This window comes from Janthinobacterium sp. FT14W (assembly GCF_009208755.1).
GTDB classification, from domain to species: domain Bacteria; phylum Pseudomonadota; class Gammaproteobacteria; order Burkholderiales; family Burkholderiaceae_D; genus Janthinobacterium; species Janthinobacterium violaceinigrum.
The window spans coordinates 63,968-81,780 of sequence record NZ_WFLL01000030.1; the positions used below are offsets into that span (position 1 = coordinate 63,968).

15 protein-coding genes are annotated in these 17,813 nt (G+C 62.7%); 12 read left to right on the forward strand and 3 right to left on the reverse strand.

Annotation, left to right across the window (positions count from 1 at the left end; translation table 11 throughout):
* Positions 1-16 precede the first annotated feature (16 nt).
* Positions 17-925: an NAD(P)H-binding protein gene (locus GCN74_RS19430; protein ID WP_193317161.1), complete on the forward strand. Its 909-nt coding sequence runs from the start codon at positions 17-19 to the stop codon at positions 923-925.
* Positions 926-928: 3 nt separating this feature from the next.
* On the opposite strand, the gene GCN74_RS19435 is transcribed toward GCN74_RS19430, so the two are convergent.
* From GCN74_RS19435 to GCN74_RS19445, 3 genes are read right to left on the reverse strand one after another with little or no spacing between them, the layout of a single operon-like run.
* Entirely contained in the window at positions 929-2,659 is a 1,731-nt protein-coding gene (locus GCN74_RS19435) for a cobaltochelatase CobT-related protein (RefSeq protein WP_152258194.1), read from the reverse strand.
* Positions 2,656-3,630, reverse strand: a complete 975-nt coding sequence (locus GCN74_RS19440; RefSeq protein ID WP_226939120.1) for an AAA family ATPase — start codon at positions 3,628-3,630, stop codon at positions 2,656-2,658. The genes GCN74_RS19435 and GCN74_RS19440 overlap by 4 nt, the downstream gene beginning before the upstream one ends.
* Before the next feature lie 39 nt (positions 3,631-3,669).
* On the reverse strand, positions 3,670-4,506 hold the full coding sequence (locus GCN74_RS19445; RefSeq protein ID WP_369811606.1) for an IclR family transcriptional regulator: 837 nt from the start codon (positions 4,504-4,506) through the stop codon (positions 3,670-3,672).
* A 213-nt stretch (positions 4,507-4,719) separates the two neighbouring features.
* Here GCN74_RS19445 and xsc point away from each other — a divergent pair, with 213 nt between their 5' ends.
* From xsc to GCN74_RS29735, 11 genes are all read left to right on the forward strand, one after another.
* Complete coding sequence (gene xsc, locus GCN74_RS19450) at positions 4,720-6,537, forward strand: sulfoacetaldehyde acetyltransferase (RefSeq protein WP_152258209.1); 1,818 nt, start codon at positions 4,720-4,722, stop codon at positions 6,535-6,537.
* Between the two features lie 303 nt (positions 6,538-6,840).
* Entirely contained in the window at positions 6,841-7,245 is a 405-nt protein-coding gene (locus GCN74_RS19455; RefSeq protein ID WP_152258195.1) for a nuclear transport factor 2 family protein, read from the forward strand.
* Positions 7,246-7,270: 25 nt separating this feature from the next.
* The gene (locus tag GCN74_RS19460) at positions 7,271-8,710 is read left to right on the forward strand and encodes an NAD(P)/FAD-dependent oxidoreductase (RefSeq protein ID WP_152258196.1); all 1,440 of its coding nucleotides are present in this window, start codon (positions 7,271-7,273) and stop codon (positions 8,708-8,710) included.
* A gap of 115 nt (positions 8,711-8,825) precedes the next feature.
* Positions 8,826-9,878 carry a taurine ABC transporter substrate-binding protein gene (gene tauA / locus GCN74_RS19465; protein WP_193317162.1) on the forward strand — a complete coding sequence of 351 codons (1,053 nt, stop codon included), beginning with the start codon at positions 8,826-8,828 and terminating at the stop codon, positions 9,876-9,878.
* Between the two features lie 84 nt (positions 9,879-9,962).
* Positions 9,963-10,796, forward strand: coding sequence for a taurine ABC transporter ATP-binding protein (locus GCN74_RS19470; protein WP_152258197.1), 834 nt, complete (start codon positions 9,963-9,965; stop codon positions 10,794-10,796).
* Between the two features lie 79 nt (positions 10,797-10,875).
* Complete coding sequence (locus GCN74_RS19475; RefSeq protein ID WP_058049276.1) at positions 10,876-11,670, forward strand: ABC transporter permease subunit; 795 nt, start codon at positions 10,876-10,878, stop codon at positions 11,668-11,670.
* A gap of 280 nt (positions 11,671-11,950) precedes the next feature.
* Positions 11,951-13,384 (forward strand): amino acid permease, encoded by a 1,434-nt coding sequence (locus GCN74_RS19480; RefSeq protein ID WP_152258199.1) that lies wholly within the window; start codon positions 11,951-11,953, stop codon positions 13,382-13,384.
* The gene (locus tag GCN74_RS19485; RefSeq protein WP_152258200.1) at positions 13,377-14,597 is read left to right on the forward strand and encodes a molybdopterin-dependent oxidoreductase; all 1,221 of its coding nucleotides are present in this window, start codon (positions 13,377-13,379) and stop codon (positions 14,595-14,597) included. The genes GCN74_RS19480 and GCN74_RS19485 overlap by 8 nt, the downstream gene beginning before the upstream one ends.
* 10 nt (positions 14,598-14,607) lie before the next feature.
* Positions 14,608-15,225: a c-type cytochrome gene (locus GCN74_RS19490; protein ID WP_152258201.1), complete on the forward strand. Its 618-nt coding sequence runs from the start codon at positions 14,608-14,610 to the stop codon at positions 15,223-15,225.
* A 661-nt stretch (positions 15,226-15,886) separates the two neighbouring features.
* The gene (locus GCN74_RS19495) at positions 15,887-17,545 is read left to right on the forward strand and encodes a ShlB/FhaC/HecB family hemolysin secretion/activation protein (RefSeq protein ID WP_226939121.1); all 1,659 of its coding nucleotides are present in this window, start codon (positions 15,887-15,889) and stop codon (positions 17,543-17,545) included.
* Positions 17,546-17,689: 144 nt separating this feature from the next.
* A partial coding sequence (locus GCN74_RS29735) for an ESPR domain-containing protein (protein ID WP_152258203.1) occupies positions 17,690-17,813 on the forward strand: 124 nt, incomplete at its 3' end.

A 17,813-nucleotide genomic window follows, 5' to 3' on the forward strand; every position in this document is an offset into this window, starting at 1 on the left:
CTACAAGGAAAAGAACATGAAAACAATGCACCTCGCCGTCGCCGGCGCTTCCGGCCAACTGGGGACCCTCGTCGTCAATGAGCTTGCCAGCCAGTGTGTCGGCCATCCCGGTACGACGCTTGCAGCCATTACCCGCACGCCGGAGCGCCACGCCGCGTGGCAGGCGCAGGGCATCGACGTGCGCTGCGGCAACTTTGACCAGCCGCAGGATCTGGCCGCCGCCTTCCACGGCGTTGGGCGCCTGCTGTTGATCAGCACGAATACCATCGACGGCACGGGCCGCCGCGTGGCGCAGCACCAGCACGCCATCGAGGCGGCGCGCCAGGCGGGCGTGGCGCATATCGTCTACACCTCGTTCCTGCAGCCGGAGGAAGGCAAGCGCTCGCTGCTGAACGACGACCATCGGGCCACGGAAGCGTTGCTGGTGGACAGCGGCATCGCCCATACGATCTTGCGCAATGCGTTTTACCAGGACTTGCTGCTGCCGGTGCTGGGCACTGCCGCCGTCGATGGCCTGCTGAAAACGGCCATGGGAGCAGGCCACGTGTCGTACGTGGCGCGCGAGGATTGCGCGCATGCGGCCGCCGCTGCCCTGGCCGATGGCTATTCCGGCAACCGTATCCTGGATATTACGGGACCCGCGTCCCTCGATGCGCCGGCGCTGGCCGCCATCGCCGCCCGCCTGTTCGGCAGGCCCATTGAGGTCGTGCACCTGGACAGGGAAGCGCGCGCACGCCATTTCATCACATCCGGCATGCCGGCGCCGATGGCGCAGATGCTGGCGGGTATCGAGCGCTGGCTGGCCACCGATGCCATGCACATCGTCAGCGATGACTATCGCGTGCTGACGGGCAGGCAGGCGTCGCCCGTGCCAGCGTTTTTGCATGCGCATCGCCAGCAGTTGCTGGCGGTTCCGGCAGCATAGCGGCTATCTTTTTCGCCCGGCGATCAGCTGGGCGATCTCGCTGAACAGCTCATTGTTCAGCGAGGCGGGCAGGGTGGTGGCCAGGCTGCGGCTGTAATAGGCGCCCAGGTCCAGGCCCAGTCCCAGCCCGCAGATTTCCACGGCGCCCTGTGCCTCGCGGCGCGCCACCACTTGTTTCAGATGTTGCGCCAGGTAAAACTCGTCGTTGGCCAGGTTCGTGGCCGTATCCATCGGGCAACCGTCGGATACGACGAGCAGGATGCGCCGCCGCTCGGGCCGCGCCAGCATGCGCGTGCACGCCCAGTCCAAGGCTTCGCCATCGACGCCTTCGCGGTACAGGTCTGCTTTCAGCAGGGCCGCGATGTCGGGCCGCGCGCGGCGCCAGCTGGTCTCGCCATCCTTGAAGACCATGTGCACGAGTTCGTTCAAGCGCCCAGGCTGGGCGGGCGAGCGGGCGCGCATCCAGTCGCGCTTGACTCGTCCCCCGTTCCACGCACCCGTCGTAAAACCCAGCAATTCCGTGGCGATGCCCGCCTGCTCCAGCGCGCGCAATACAATGTCGAGCAGCACGGCCACGGATTCCGCATGCGTCTTCATGGAACCGGAGCAATCGACGAGAAAGGTGACGAGGCAATCGGCTTGCGGCAGGAATTGTTCCTTGCGGAACAGCCGGCGCTCCGATGGCGAGCTGATCAGCTGCGCCAGGCGGCGCCCGTCGATATAGCCTTCCTCTTCGCCGAACGACCAGCCGTCGCGCCGGGGTACGGCCAGCAGCTGGCTGAAACGCCGCGCCAGGCGGGCCGTGTTGATGCCCAGGCTGGCGATGCGCGCATCCATGCGTTCGCGGTACTCGCGCAGCAGGGCGCGGCGCACCAGTTCGCCCGCTTGTTCTTCGCGGTCATATGCCGTGGAGTACGCCTTGTAGGCCCCATCGCTGTCGCGCATGGCGCGGCTGTCGCCCAGCGGGGCGGCATCGGGAATGTTGTCGTTGTCGCTGTCGAAATCGAGCAGCAGCTTGAAGGCCGCCTGCGCCCTGGCGTCGCCCGCTTCGTCCTGCTGGCCATCGCGCGCCGCCTGCGCCTCTTGCAGCATGGCGTCGACGGCATGGGCGATGGCCAGCGCATGGCGCGCAAAGGCGGCCTGGTCCCTGCGGTGGCGGCGCAATCCCGCCAGGTCGCCGCTCAATGCGGAGGAAACGGACCAGCGCGTCGCCTCGATGAAATCTTCCGTCTTTTCCAGCACGGCACGGGCCGTCAGGCGCGACCAGCACATCTGGAACACCGTGTACAGCAGCAAGCCCGAGGCGCCTTCGGCCAAGCCGGAATCGTAGAACGCATGCGACCAGGCCGTAAAACGGTGGCGCAGGTTGCCGATCACACCGGCATGTTGATCGGGCGCCAGGGTTTCCACCCTGAGCTGTTCCAGCAGCTCGAAGACGAGCCGCGCCACTGGCTCGAGCGGACACAAGGACTTGTGCAAGGCCGCGTCCGTGTGCAGCAAACGCAGGGCCACGCTGTCGGCCGCGCCCCGCAGCGACGGCAAGTCCTGCAGCGCCGCATCGGCTTGCAGATGGGCAGCGTGGATGGGCAGGGGGCGGTGGCCGTCGTGCAGGCGCCGGCCCCGGTAGCGGATCGAGCCAACGCCGCTCAGCGCGCGGATGGCGCCCGCGCATAGCTCGTCCGTTTCCTGCTGTTCGCGCGTGTAGGCGACGGGCGCCGTCGCTTCCGTGCTCATGCCTGGCTCGCCAGCAATTCCTCATTGAAACAGCGCTGGTAATACTCGGCCACCATGGGCCGCTCGGCCTCGTCGCATTTGTTGAGGAAGGACAGGCGGAAGGCCAGGGCCGGGTCGCGGAAGATCTGGCAGTTTTCCGCCCACGTGATGACGGTCCGTGGCGACATCAGGCAGGCCAGGTCGCCCGCCGCATAGCCGTGGCGCGTGAGACTGGCCACGGCCACCATGGCGGCGGCCAGCTGGCGGCCCGCCTCGTCGTTCATGGCGGGAATCCTGGCCAGCACGATTGCCGCTTCTTCCGCCTGCGGCAGATAGTTCAAGGTGGCAACGATATTCCAGCGGTCGATCTGCGCGTGATTGAGCACCTGCGTGCCGTGGTACATGCCGTTCAGGTTGCCCAATCCCACCGTGTTCGAGGTGGCGAACAAACGGAAGTGGGGATGCGGCGTGATGACCCGGTTCTGGTCGAGCAGGGTGAACTTGCCGTCGCGCTCGAGGATGCGCTGGATGACGAACATCACGTCGGGGCGGCCCGCGTCGTACTCGTCGAAGATCAGGGCCACGGGGCGTTGCAATGACCAGGGCACGATGCCTTCCTGGAATTCCGTCACCTGCTGCTGTTCGCGCAGCACGATGGCATCCTTGCCGACCAGGTCCAGGCGGCTGATGTGGCCATCGAGGTTGACGCGCACGCAGGGCCAGTTCAGGCGGGCTGCCACCTGCTCGATATGCGTGGACTTGCCCGTGCCGTGCAAGCCTTGCACCATCACGCGGCGGTTATGGGTGAAGCCGGCCAGGATCGCCAGGGTCACGTCCTTGTTGAAGCGGTAGGCGGGATCGATGTCGGGCACGTGCGGATCGCGTTCCGTGAAGACGGGCACGAGCAGGTCGCTGTCGATATTGAACAGGCTGCGCACGGACTGCAAGGTTTGCGCCGCTGCGGCGGGGGGATGTTGGCGTGAATCTGGCACCTTGTTCTCCTGTGAAACCGCAGCGGGGACGCTACGGGGTTATGAATTACCTGCCTGTAATGCGTCGTCGTCCCCGCCCGTCGTCGGCATGGTTTCCGATTCGATGGCGGCCAGGGCTTGCGCGGCGCGTTGCAATGCTGGCAAGAAATGTAAAGCCTTGTCGTGCGTCAAACGGATGATGGGCGCCTGGATGGCCACGGCCAGGTTCGAGCGGCCATTCGGGTTCGGCACCAGCACGGCCACGCACAGCAGGCCGGGCAGGAATTCCTCGTCGTCCAGCGCGTAACCGTTGCGGCGCACCAGTTCCAGTTCGCGCTCGAGCTTGACGGGGTCCGTTTCCGTCTTGTCCGTAAAGCGCGTCAATTCCATGTGGCCCAGCAGGCGGCGCCGTTGCACGGGCGTCATCTGTGCCAGGAACAGCTTGCCGCTGGACGAGCAGTGGGCCGGTACGCGCGAGCCCGGATGCAGGTAGAAGCGCAGCGGCGCCGCCGTTTCCACCCGGTCCAGGTACACGACTTCGCTGCCGCTGAAGGCCGTCAGGTTGCAGCTTTCGCCCACTTCCTCGACCAGCTGGCGCAAGACCATGCGGCGGGCGCCATGGAATGTGTTGTTAATCAGCAGGTTCGACGCCAGGCGGCGCAGGCGCACGCCCGTGCTGTAGTGGCGGCCATCGCTTTCGCGCTGCAGCACGCCCACGCTTTCCAGCTGTTGCAGCATGCGGTGCAGGGTGGGTTTCGGTAATCCTGTTTCTTCCACCAGCGCTTGCAGCGACAGCAACTGGTCTTTTTCGGCAATCACTTCCAGCAAGGCAAACAAACGCATCGTGGGCGTGTCGCCTTCCAGTTTTTCCGGCTCAAGTTTTGGGGATGAAATCATGTCCATGGTGGCCTCGGTTGGGTAGCTCTGAGTGTGACGTCAGCTTATTTCATTTTCGAACTCAAATTGTACCGTTTCCTTGAAAATCTGTTTGACTTTTGATTGCCGAACGCTTAAATTGAATTGTATATCAAATTTCGGAACAAAATATACCGATTTTTAATAAATTCACTGCAGTTCATCACCACAGACCAGGAGACACCCATGAATGACATGACCGAGCAAAAAGCCGCCGCCGCAGCGGCCACCGCAGCCACCCCCGCAGGCCCGCAAAAGATGACGCCTTCCGAAGCGTTCGTGGAAACCCTGGCCGCCAATGGCGTGACCGACATGTTCGGCATCATGGGCTCGGCCTTCATGGACCCGATGGATATCTTTGCGCCCGCCGGCATCCGTTTGATTCCCGTCGTGCACGAGCAGGGCGCCGGCCACATGGCCGACGGCTATGCCCGGGTTTCGGGCCGCCACGGCGTCGTCATCGGCCAGAACGGCCCCGGCATCAGCAATTGCGTCACGGCCATCGCCGCCGCCTACTGGGCGCACACGCCCGTCGTCATCATCACGCCGGAAACGGGCACCATGAGCATGGGCCTGGGCGGCTTCCAGGAAGCGAACCAGCTGCCCATGTTCGAGGAATTCACGAAATACCAGGGCCACGTGACGAATCCGGCCCGCATGGCCGAATTCACGGGCCGCTGCTTCGACCGCGCCATGTCGGAGATGGGCCCGACGCAGCTGAACATCCCGCGCGACTATTTCTATGGCGAAATCAAGGCCGAGATCCCGAAACCGAACCGCCTGGACCGCGGCGCCGGCGGCGAGCAAAGCCTCGACGATGCGGCCGAGCTGCTGGCGAAGGCCAAGTTCCCCGTCATCATCTCGGGCGGCGGCGTCGTCATGGGCGAAGCCATCGAGGAATGCAAGGCCCTGGCCGAACGCCTCGGCGCGCCCGTCGTCAACAGCTATCTGCACAATGACTCCTTCCCCGCCAGCCACCCGCTGTGGTGCGGTCCGCTGGGCTACCAAGGTTCCAAGGCGGCGATGAAACTGATCGCGCAGGCCGACGTCGTCGTGGCCCTCGGTTCGCGCCTGGGACCGTTCGGCACCCTGCCGCAGCACGGCATGGATTACTGGCCGAAGAATGCCAAGATCATCCAGATCGATGCGGATAACAAGATGCTGGGCCTGGTCAAAAAGATTTCGGTGGGCATCTGCGGCGATGCCAAGGCGGCTGCCAAGGCCATCCTGGCCCGACTGGACGGCAAGAAGCTCGATTGCGACGCCACGCGGGAAGAACGCTATGCCACCGTGCAAGCGGAAAAGGCCGCGTGGGAAGAGGAATTGACGAACTGGACGCACGAGAAAGATGCGTACAGCCTGGACATGATCGAGGAACAGAAGAAAGAGCCGGGCAACTACCTGCACCCGCGCCAGGTCTTGCGCGAGCTGGAAAAAGCCATGCCGGAAGACGTGATGGTGTCGACCGACATCGGCAACATCAACTCGGTGGCCAACAGCTACCTGCGCTTTGAAAAGCCGCGCAGCTTCTTTGCAGCGATGAGCTTTGGCAACTGCGGCTATGCGTTTCCGACCATCATCGGCGCGAAAGTGGCTGCGCCGCACCGTCCGGCCGTGTCGTATGCGGGCGACGGCGCCTGGGGCATGAGTCTGATGGAAACGATGACCTGCGTGCGCCACAACATTCCTGTGACGGCCGTGGTGTTCCACAACCGCCAGTGGGGCGCGGAAAAGAAAAACCAGGTGGATTTCTACAACCGCCGCTTCGTCGCCGGAGAACTCGACAACCAGAGCTTTGCGGAGATTGCGCGGGCCATGGGAGCCGAAGGCATCACGGTCGACAAGCTGGAAGACGTGGGCCCGGCCCTGAAGAAGGCGATCGACATGCAGATGAATGAAGGCAAGACCACCATCATCGAAATCATGTGCACGCGCGAACTGGGCGACCCGTTCCGCCGCGATGCGCTGAGCAAGCCGATCCGTCATCTGGACAAGTACAAAGACTACGTCTAAGTAACCCCAAAGCGGGGACTGGGGTCGGTCGCTTTGCGATCGGCATGCCTCCCAGTGTGAGGCATGCCCCTGCAGGGTCCGACCCCGGCATTTGCGACGTTGGGTTGATTTGGCGTCATCCGGCACCGCACTGTGACGAAATTCTCACACATTGTCACTTCAGTATCGCAATTTCAATAAAGAATACAAAGCGTCCCGGTATTTGGATTATTTGATTTGACAAGCACCCGCATTCAGCTTAAATTCAATAAAAATACTAAAAAACGGAACGAAAAGTACCAAATTCGACTTACGGAGACAAAAATGAATACACGCGTACCCACCGATGCCGTTACCACGGACTTCCTGCAAGCATTCGGCGATGCCTGGAACCGCCACGATATCGAGGCCCTGATGGCTGCCATGGCCGACGATTGCGAATTCCACGCCGTCGCCGGTCCTGAACTGCTGGGCAAGAGCTTCATCGGCCGCGACGCCGTGCGCGCCGGCTTCGAACTGGCCTGGCAAACCTTCCCCGACGCCGCCTGGCTCAATCCAGTGCATTTCGTCAGCGGCGAACGGGGCGTGACGGAGTCGACGTTTGCGGGCACCAAGGCGGACGGCACGCGCATCGAAGCGCGCATGGTCGATATCTTCACCTTCCGCGATGGCAAGATCGCAGTCAAGAATGCTTTCCGCAAGGATCGCCCACCCGTCGTCACAGTCTGAGCCAGCACGTTCACCAGGAATGACCATGAACAAACCTGTCGACACCCCGCCTGGCGTAATGGGCAACAGCACCGCCGCCCGCACGCCCTACGATCCCGCCTACGATCCGCTGGTGGCGCAGCGCCCCGGCCACGGCAATGCCTACGCGCCCACCTACTGGATCGGCACGGCCGGCGAGCCGCCCGCCGACGACGGTCCCATCACGCATGACATCGACGTCGACGTGGCCATCATCGGCTCGGGTTTTACGGGCCTGTCCTGCGCCATCTTCCTGGCCCAGGAGCACGGCATCAAGGCCACCGTGCTGGAAGCGAACCGGGTCAGCTGGGGCTGCAGCACGCGCAACGGCGGCCAGGCCCAGTGCACGACGGGCCGCCTGAAGCGCTCGCAGTGGATAGACCGCTACGGCCTGGACACGGCCCTGAAGCTGCACACGGAAGTGTGCGACGCGATGGAAACGTTCAAGAAGATCACGGCCGACATCGATTGCGACCCGCAGCCGGGCGGCCACCTGTACATCGCCCACAAGGCGAAAGCCATGCCTGCGCTGGAAAAAGAAGCCAAGGTCATGCGCGAGATCTTCAAGTACGACGCCCGCATCCTCGACGCCGATACCGTCAAGCGCGAATTCGTCGATGACAAGGAAGCGGCTGGCGCGCTGCACGAGCCGGAAGGCATCGGCATCCACGCGGGCAAGCTGGCCTTCGGCTACCTGCGCAAGGCGCGCGCGCTGGGCGCCAAGGTGCACCCATCGAGCCCCGTGATGGGCTGGGAAACGCGCAATGGCGTGCATTATCTGCAAACGCCGGGCGGCGTGGTGCGCGCCCGTTCCGTGGCCGTGGCCACGGGCGGCTACACCTCGCCCCATCTGCATCCGCAAGTGAAGAACCGCTTGCTGCCGATTCTGTCGAACTCGCTCGTCACGCGCCCTTTGACCCCGGAGGAAATCGCGGCGTGCAACTTCCGCACCCACCAGGTGATCACGGATACGCGCATCCTGCGTCACTACTACCGCCTGATGCCGGACAACCGCGTGCAGATCGGCAGCCGCAGCGCCATCACGGGCGCCGACGCGCCGGACGACAAGTACAAACAGTTTTTGATCAACGATCTGCACCGCAAGTTCCCCGCGCTGACGGGCATCGCCATCGATTACTCGTGGTGGGGCTGGGTCGACGTCAGCCACGACATGATGCCGCGCATCGTGCAGCCGGACCCGAAGCAATCGATCTTCTATTCGCTGGGCTACGGCGGCAACGGCGTCATGTACTCGGCGCAGGCAGGGCGGCGCATGGCCGAGCGCGTCGCGGGCAAGGCCAGCGACACGGGCTTGCCGATCTTCAATTCGAAACTGCCGTATCCCAACATGATGGAACTGGTCGAGTCGCAGGCGTTCGCCCCGTTCCGCCGCCTGGGCCAGCGCTTTTTGTACCGCTGGTATCACTTGAAGGATGAAGTGTTTTAAATCGCAGTAGCCGTACTAAGCCGCCGCATGAGTTGACATAGAGCAACCAGCGGCGCCTCCCGCAAGGGATGAGATTGCCCGCACGTTCACACATAACAATAACTTGGAGTGAGACATGAACAAGAATACGAGCAAAAACACGGTTTTTTCAACGATGCGCCGCGCCGTCCTCGGCACCCTGGTGCTGGGCGCCGCCCTTGCCTCCAGCGGCACGGCCTTCGCGCAAGGCAAGGAAGTGACGATTGCCTATCAGGAAATCAACGGTCCCTTCCTGGTGGCCATCGCCAGCGGCGAAGTGGAAAAAACCACGGGCTATAAAATCAACTGGCGCAAGTTCGATTCGGGCGCCAAGGTGGCCACCGGCATGGCGTCCGGCGACGTGCAGATCGGCGTCATCGGTTCCAGCCCCCTGACGGCGGCCGTCAGCCGCGGCGTCGACCTGCAGCTGTTCTGGATTATCGACGACATCAATGAAGCTGAAGCGATGGTGGCCCGCAACGGCGCCGGCATCAGCAAACCGACCGATTTGCGCGGCAAGAAGATTGCCGTGCCATTCGTTTCTACCACGCACTTCCACACCATGTTCGCGCTGGAAACGTGGGGCATCAAGCCCACGGAAGTGAAATTGCTCAATATGCAGCCGAACCAGATCGCCGCCGCCTGGGAGCGGGGCGACATCGACGCCGCCTTCGTGTGGGACCCGGCCTTGAGCAAGCTCAAGCAAAACGGCAAGGTACTCGTCACTTCCGGCGAACTGAGCAAGAAGGGCAAGGCCACGTTTGACGGCATGGCCGTCGAGCGCGCCTGGGGCGAGGCGAATGCGGACTTCATGGCCAAGTTCGTCAAGGTGATGGCCGCGGCCGACGCCGACTACCGCGCCAATCCGAAGGCCTGGACCGTCGATTCCCCGCAGGTGAAAGCCAACGTCAAGCATTCGGGCGCGGCCGCCAAGGACGTGGCCGCTTCCGTGGCCCTGTACGCCTATCCCTCGCTGCAGGAGCAGGCGTCGCCCGCCTGGCTCGGTGGCGGCGCGAAGGGCGGCGTGGCGCAAGCCTTGCTGGCCACGGCGCAATTTTTGAAGGGCGAAGGCAAGATCGATACCCTGGCGCCTGATTACGCCAAATATGTGACACCCAGGTATGCACAGGCCGCCGGCCTGCTGAAGTAAACGTTGTGCGATGGCGCGCCTGCGGGCGCGCTGACTGAACAGAATGCGTTGAACTGAAGTGACTACACCTATGCGGGGTACACGATGGAAAATCTCTACGTCAAGGATGTCAGCGTGATTTATCCGGGCAAGACGGCCGGTGAACGCGTACATGCCTTAAACAATATCAATCTGACCATTAACAGCGGCGACTTTGTCGTCGCGCTGGGCGCCTCGGGCTGCGGCAAGACCACCTTGCTGAGCCTGATGTCGGGCTTTATCGCCCCGTCCAAGGGCGAGATCATGCTTGGGAATAACAAGGTGGAAGGGCCGGGCGCCGACCGTGGCGTGGTGTTCCAGAAACACGCCTTGCTGCCCTGGCTGAACGTGATGGAAAACGTGGAATTCGGCCTGAAGCTGCAAGGCGTGCCGAAAGCCGTGCGGCGCGAACAGGCGGCCAAGAACCTGGCGCTCGTGGGCTTGAAGGACTTTCACGACAATATGATCTATCAATTGTCGGGCGGCATGCAGCAGCGCGTCGGCATCGCCCGCGCCCTGACCAGCAATCCCGCCATGCTGCTGATGGATGAGCCGATGGCGGCGCTCGATGCGCTGACGCGTGAAACCATCCAGGAATTGCTGCTCGATATCTGGGCCAAATCCAGCACCATGTTCTTCTTCATTACCCACAGCGTCGACGAGGCGCTGTTCCTGGCGAACCGGCTGATCGTCATGTCGCCCCGCCCGGGCCGCATCACGCATACGTATGAACTCGATTTCAACAAGCGCTTCCTCGAGTGCCGCGATGCGCGCGCCGTGAAATCGAGCCCGGACTTCATCAAGATGCGCGAAACGGTGCTCAACATCATTTATGGCGACGAACGCGCAATGAACCAGGAGCGCGCCGTCAATAAAGAGCTGGAGGTGTCCCATGCATAGCCCATCCGTCGTGGGATTTCCTCCCACCGCTGCCAAGCGCGGCGGCTTTTTCTCGCGCCTGTTCGCCCCCCGTTGCGCCATGCCGGGCGAAGCGTTCGGCGCGCCGGGACAGGGCAATTCCAGCCGCATCGCCACCGTCACCGTCATCGCCGTGCTCCTGCTGTGGTTTGGCGTGACGGCCAGCGGCATGGTCAAGCCGCTGTTCCTGCCGTCGCCGCAAGCCGTGTACGAGAAATTCATCATGGCGGCCACCACCGGTTTCGGCGGCGCCACCCTGTGGGAACACACGGTGGCCAGCCTGGTGCGCGTGTTCGGCGCCTTCGGCCTGGCCTGCCTGTTCGCCATCCCTGTCGGCGTGATGATGGGCGTGAACCGCGTGGCGCGGGGCATCTTCGACCCCTTGATCGAGTTCTACCGTCCGCTGCCGCCCCTTGCTTATTTGCCACTGGTTATCATCTGGTTCGGCATCGGCGAGTTTTCGAAGGTCTACCTGATCTTCCTGGCCATCTTTGCACCGATGGCGATTGCGGCCCGCGCGGGCGTCAGTTCTGTTTCACTGGAGCAAATCCACGCGGCCTACTCGATGGGCGCTACCCGTTTCCAGGTGATCGTGCACGTGATTCTGCGCGCGGCGATACCGGAAATCCTCACCGGCATGCGCATCGGCATCGGCGTGGGCTGGACCACCCTGGTGGCGGGCGAAATGGTGGCAGCCACGCGCGGCCTCGGCTACATGGTGCTGAGCGCCTCCGAGTTCCTGGCCAGCGATGTGGTGATCATGGGCATTATCGTGATCGGCTTCTTTGCTTTCCTGTTTGATTTGATGATGCGTTACCTCGAACGTACCCTCGTGCCATGGAAGGGCAAGGTGTAAGACGTTCTTGGGAGTGGCGCGCACGCCACAAGTGTTGCCGCCGCTCCCATTTTTTTAACCCGCCATACCCGTACTTACCCTCCAGCGCGCTTGCCCCATGGGCGCCGCGCCGGGCCGCTGCATTTCCAGATTGACTTATGGAATGTGGCCAACCAGACTGATTTACACGATGTATCGATGCTGCTTGACGGTGTTGCCTAAATAAAACAAAGCCGCGCGGCAAGAACAAGCCGCAGCAGGCAGGGCGCACCGGGCTTCAGAGATTTTCAGGAGACAAAACATGATTAGCGAATCGCATAACAGTACCGGCTTGCAGCACTCGCTCAAGCAACGCCACATGAGCATGATCGCCATCGGCGGCGTGATCGGCGCCGGCCTCTTTGTCGGCAGCGGCGTCATCGCCAAGGCCGCCGGTCCGGCCGCCATCCTTTCCTTCCTGCTCACGGGCGGCCTGGTCGTCCTGATCATGCGCATGCTGGGCGAGCTGGCCTCGTCCCTGCCCGTGGTCGGCTCCTTCTACGAATATGCGCGCCTGGCCTTCGACGACAAGCCGAAAGTGTCGAAATTCCTCGGCTTCATGAGCGGCTGGATGTACTGGTATTTCTGGGTCGTCGTCGTGGCCCTGGAAGCCATTGCCGGAGCCAAGCTGGTCAACTTCTGGCTGCCTGACGTGCCGTCGTGGTCGATCAGCCTGGTGCTGCTCGTGTCGATGACGGTGCTCAACCTGTTCTCGGTGAAAGCGTTCGGCGAATTCGAGTTCTGGTTCGCCTCGATCAAGGTGGTCGCCATCATCGTCTTCCTGTTCGTCGGCGCCCTGTTCATCACGGGCAGCTTGCCCAACAGCATCCCGACTCTGGGTTTCCTGACCAGCAATGGCGGCTTCATGCCCCACGGCTGGGGTCCCGTGCTGAGCGGCGCCGTCGCCGCCACGGCCTTTTATTCGGGCGCCGAGATCGTCACCATTGCCGCGGCCGAAACGTCGGACCCCGCCAAGGCCATCGCCCGCGCCACCAATTCCGTCATCACGCGCGTGCTGATGTTCTATGTGGGTTCCATGTTTGTCGTCGTCTGCATCGTGCCCTGGGATTCGCCGGCCATCGCCACGCCGTTCGTCAGCGCCCTGACCGTCATGAACATCCCGTACGCGGCCCACATCATGAACGCCATCATCCTGACGGCCGTGCTGTCGGCCTTGAATTCCAGCCTGTACGCCTCCTCGCGCATGATCTTTGCGCTGACGCGCCGCGGCGATGCGCCCACGGGCCTGGTGAAACTGAGCAAGAACGGCGTGCCCATCCGCGCCATCCTGTTCAGCACCTTGTTTGCCTACTTCGCCATTGCCGTCTCGTATGTGTCGGCCGACCTCGTGTTCCCGTTCATCGTCAATTCCTACGGCATCCTGATCCTGTTCGTCTACCTGCTCATTGCGATATCTCAATTGCGCCTGCGCCGCCGCCTGGAACGCGAATGCCCGGAACGCATCAAAGTGCGCATGTGGCTGTTCCCTTATCTGACGTATTTCACCATCCTCGCCATGCTGGTGATCCTGGGCGCCATGAGCGTGTCGTCCGATACGGAGCAGCGCGTGTCGTTCTGGTTCGGCCTGTTGAGCGTGGTCATCCTGAGCGTCATGTACTACATCAAGAAACTGGTCAACGATGACCGCAACGGCGGTGAGGCGGCCGACACCAAAGTGGAGCTCAAACATGTCTGACACGACCTTGTTGCCCGCAGGCCGGCGCCGCTTCCTGCGCACGACGGCCGCCTTGGGCGCCGCCGCCGTGGCGGGGCCGGGCCTGGCCGCTTCCGTCACTTTGCCGTTTGAAAATGGCGAACGCGAACTGGTGGCCTTCCCGCAAAAGCGCCCGCTGATCCTGCTGACCAGCCGTCCGCCCCAGCTGGAAACGCCGTTCGGCGTCTTCAATGAAGGGGCGATCACGCCCAACGACGCGTTTTTCGTGCGCTACCACTGGAGCGGCTTGCCCACCAGCATAGACGGCGGCAGCTACCGCTTGCGCATCGCCGGCCTGGTCAAGACGCCGCTGGACTTGTCGCTGGCGGAACTGAAACAGCTGGCCGAGCCCGTCGACGTGGTGGCTGTCACGCAATGCTCGGGCAATAGCCGCGGATTCTTTGCGCCCCGCGCGAATGGCGGGCAGCTGGGCAATGGCGCCATGGGCAATGCCCGCTGGACGGGCATCCCCCTGAAAACCGTGCTGGAAAAGGCGGGAATACAGCCTGGCGCCGTGCAGGTGGCCTTCAACGGCCTGGAAACGCCGCCCGTGGGCGACGGTCCCGACTTTCAAAAAGCCTTGTCCGTCGAGCACATCATGGCCGGCGACGTGATGCTGGCCTGGGCCATGAATGGCGAGGACATTCCCTTTCTCAACGGCTATCCGCTGCGCCTGATCGTGCCCGGCTATTACGGCACTTACTGGGTCAAGCACCTGAGCGACATCACCGTGCTGGACAAGCCCTTCGACGGCTTCTGGATGAGCACGGGCTACCGCATTCCCGACAACGGTTCCGGCTTCATCGAACCGGGCGCGCCCGTGGGCAAGACGACGCCCATCAGCCGCCTCAACGTGCGCTCCTTCATTACCAGCGTGCAAGATGGCGCGCAGATCAAGGCGGGACGCGACCTGGCCTTGCGCGGCATCGCCTTCGACAGCGGCCACGGCATCAGCGAGGTGACCGTGTCGCTGGACGGCGGCCAGACTTGGCAGGAAGCAAAGCTGGGCAAGGACCTGGGGCGCTTTTCGTTCCGCGAGTGGACCATGGTCATGAAGGCGCCGCGCAAGGGCAAGCATGTGCTGATGGTGCGCGCCGTCAACCGCATCGGCCAGAGCCAGCCCATGAAAGCCCTGTGGAATCCCATGGGTTATATGCGCAACGTGGTGGAAACCACGCGCATCCAGGCAGTGTGAGGAGAATGCCATGCCGATAAGAACACTCGCCGCCGCCGTGGCCCTGATGCTGGCGGGCAGCGCGGGCGCGCTGGAAATCCACTTGCCGCCGGAAACGGCGGCGTATAAACCCAGCGAATTGCCCGGCTACCAGTTGGTACAGCGCAACTGCATGACGTGCCACGCGGCCCAGTATGCATCGAGCCAGCCGCCTGCCTCGCCGCGCGCGTACTGGGAAGCGACCGTCAAGAAGATGAAAAAGCCGTTCGGCGCGCAGTTTGCCGATGAAGACATGCCGGCCATGGTCGATTACCTGGTGAAAACCTATGGCGACGAGCGGGGCGCCGCAGCGCCTGCCGTGGCCAAAACCGCCGCAGCAGCTCCGGCTGCCGCTGCCAGCGGCAAGGATGTCAAGACCTTGCTGGCGGCGAATGGCTGCATGGCATGCCATGCCCTCGACCAGAAAGTGGTCGGCCCCGGCTTTGCGGAAGTGGCCGCCAGATACAAGGGCAAGGATGGTGTTGCTGCCGTGGCAGCAAATATCCGCAATGGCGGCGCCGGCAAGTGGGGCCCCGTGCCCATGCCGCCGTTCAGCCAGCTCAGCGAAGCCGATGCGGCGATCCTGGCGAAATACGTATTGTCCAGGTAGCACCTGGCCGGATCAGCCCGTCACCATCCTCATCTCCCGCCTTCTTCGCAGCCACCCGGCATGCCAGCTCCGCGCTGACGTGCCGGCTGGGCCTTCCATTTTCTTCGCAGCGCTGACCATCGCGTGCCCGCACGGGTATTGCCAAGTGCCGGGTTTCAAACTCGCTGTATATTTTTTTGCATCTCATTTTTACAATAATGTGACATGCGAACGTGCAGTATAAAAGTACTGACCTGGAGGCATATCTTCATGTCGGAAAAATAACATTGTTTTATATTGCGATAATAGTAATCCACCCTTCATTTTTTCATGGTTTGGCCTGCGTGGAATAGCATCTTGGTAGTGGCAGACGGTCAACGTTGTTGCACAAAGACAACGAGTTTTTCTTTGAAACAGAGCATTTTTAGGCCACTTCGCGGATGTTGGCGCTGTATGCATACGGGCTGCACCAATACGGTGAAAGAGACCCCCGGACAGGTATTTTCCCCTTCAATGGCGCGCTAAAATGGATCAATGTTGCTGATGGGAATTTTATTTTTTCATTGTCATTGTATTTAACATTGATATCAAAAAAGTATTTTTCCACTCAGCTCTTGTATTCCCCGTCAGTGCAGCCGGAAGCGGTGGGTCTGGCGTGGGCGCGCCGCCTGAAAGGATGACCTTGAACACCAAATTACTTCCGCTGACCCTGTTGTTGATGATCCAGACCGCCTGGGCCGTCGATCCTCCTGGCGCCGGCAGCCAGCTGCAGCAGATTCCCGCCGCACCGCCGTTGCCGAAAGCGCCGCCTGCCATCCGTGTCCAGCAGGGCAACGTGCCCGCCACCACGGTGGGCGACACCACGCGCATCACCGTGCAGCGCCTGCAGATCACGGCACCGCCAGTCTTAGCCGAGAGCGAACTGCTGGCCGCCTCGGGATTTGCTCCGGGCAGCGAGCTGACCCTGGGCGAGCTGCGCGCCATGGCATCCAAGATTGCCAGCTATTACCAGAACCGCGGCTATTTCCTGGCCCAGGCCTATCTGCCCGCGCAAGATATCCAGGATGGCGTCGTCACGATCAGCGTCTTGCCAGGCCAGTATGGCCAGGTGCAACTGCGCAACCAGAGCAATCTGTCCGACGGCCTGGCCGGCACCGTGCTGGCGGGCCTGGACGGGCAGGCGATCGCCACGGCGCCGCTGGAGCGGCGCTTGCTGCTGCTGTCGGACTTGCCGGGCGTGCAGGTGAGTTCGACCCTGGCGCCGGGGGCGTCCTTGGGCGCGTCCGACCTGATCGTCGACGTGCAGCCGGGATCGCGGTTCAGCGGCAGCATCGACCTGGACAACCAGGGCAACCGCTACACGGGCCGCAACCGCATCGGCGCCACCCTGAACATCAACGAACTGGCCGGCATCGGCGACGTGGCCACCGTGCGCGCGTTCACCTCGGCCGACGGCTTGAACTATGGCCGCCTGGCCTACCAGGGGCAGGCCGGCTTGCTGCGCCTGGGCGGCGCCTACACGTATATGGACTACAAGCTGGGCAAGGAATTCGCCGTGCTCGACGCCAAGGGTACGGCGAAGATCGCCAGCGCCTACGGCAGTTATCCGCTGATCCGCTCGCGCAGCAACAATCTGTATGCGCAAGTGAGCTATGACGACAAGACTTTCCAGGACCGCACGGAGTCGACGGGCAGCGTCAACGACAAGAAGGCCAAGGTGTGGATGCTGAACCTGAATGGCGACAGCAAGGATGGCTGGGGCGGCGGTGGCGCCAGCACGTATTCCGTCACGTACACCACGGGCAAGATCGATATCGGGACGCTGGCAACCTTGGCGCTCGACCAGGTGACGGTGAAGAGCAACGGCCACTTCAACAAGCTGGCCTTCAATGGTGCGCGCGTGCAAAGCCTGGGCGGCGAGACGAGCCTGTTCGGCACTCTCAGCGGCCAGGCCGCGTCGAAAAACCTCGATGTGTCCGAGAAGATGGGCATCGGCGGCGTGGGCGGCGTGCGCGCCTATCCGGGCGGCGAGGCGTATGGCGACCAGGGCTATGTGCTGAATGTGGAACTGCGTCAGAACGTGACGGCGTTCACGGCCTTTCCCGGCCAGCTGCAGGTGCTGGCGTTTGCCGACACGGGCACCGTCAAGCTGAACCGCGATGCCTGGAGCGCCGGCGAGAACCGCCGCACCTTGAGCGGGGCCGGTGTGGGCGCGACGTGGACGGGCGCCAACGCGCTCGTGCTGAAGGCGTATTACGCGCACAAGCTGGGCAATGCCAAGGCGACCTCGGCACCGGATGCGGCAGGCCGCTTCTGGCTGCAAGCCGTCAAGTACTTTTAAAAACCTGCTGCGCGTCGCGATTTGCAGCTTGCGATGCTCACTGTGCGGGCGCACAGCTGCGCTTCTCAGCCGCAACTCACATCCGCTCGCTACGGTTTTTTAGATGTTGAAAATAAATTAAATCAAGATTACCAGGACACTGCCATGAACCGCATCTACCGCTCCATCTGGAACCAGGCCACCGGCGCTTACGCCGCCGTTTCCGAAAACGTCAAATCCGCCGGCAAGCGCTCGATGCCGGGCAGCAGCGGGGGCGGCGCGCATTTCG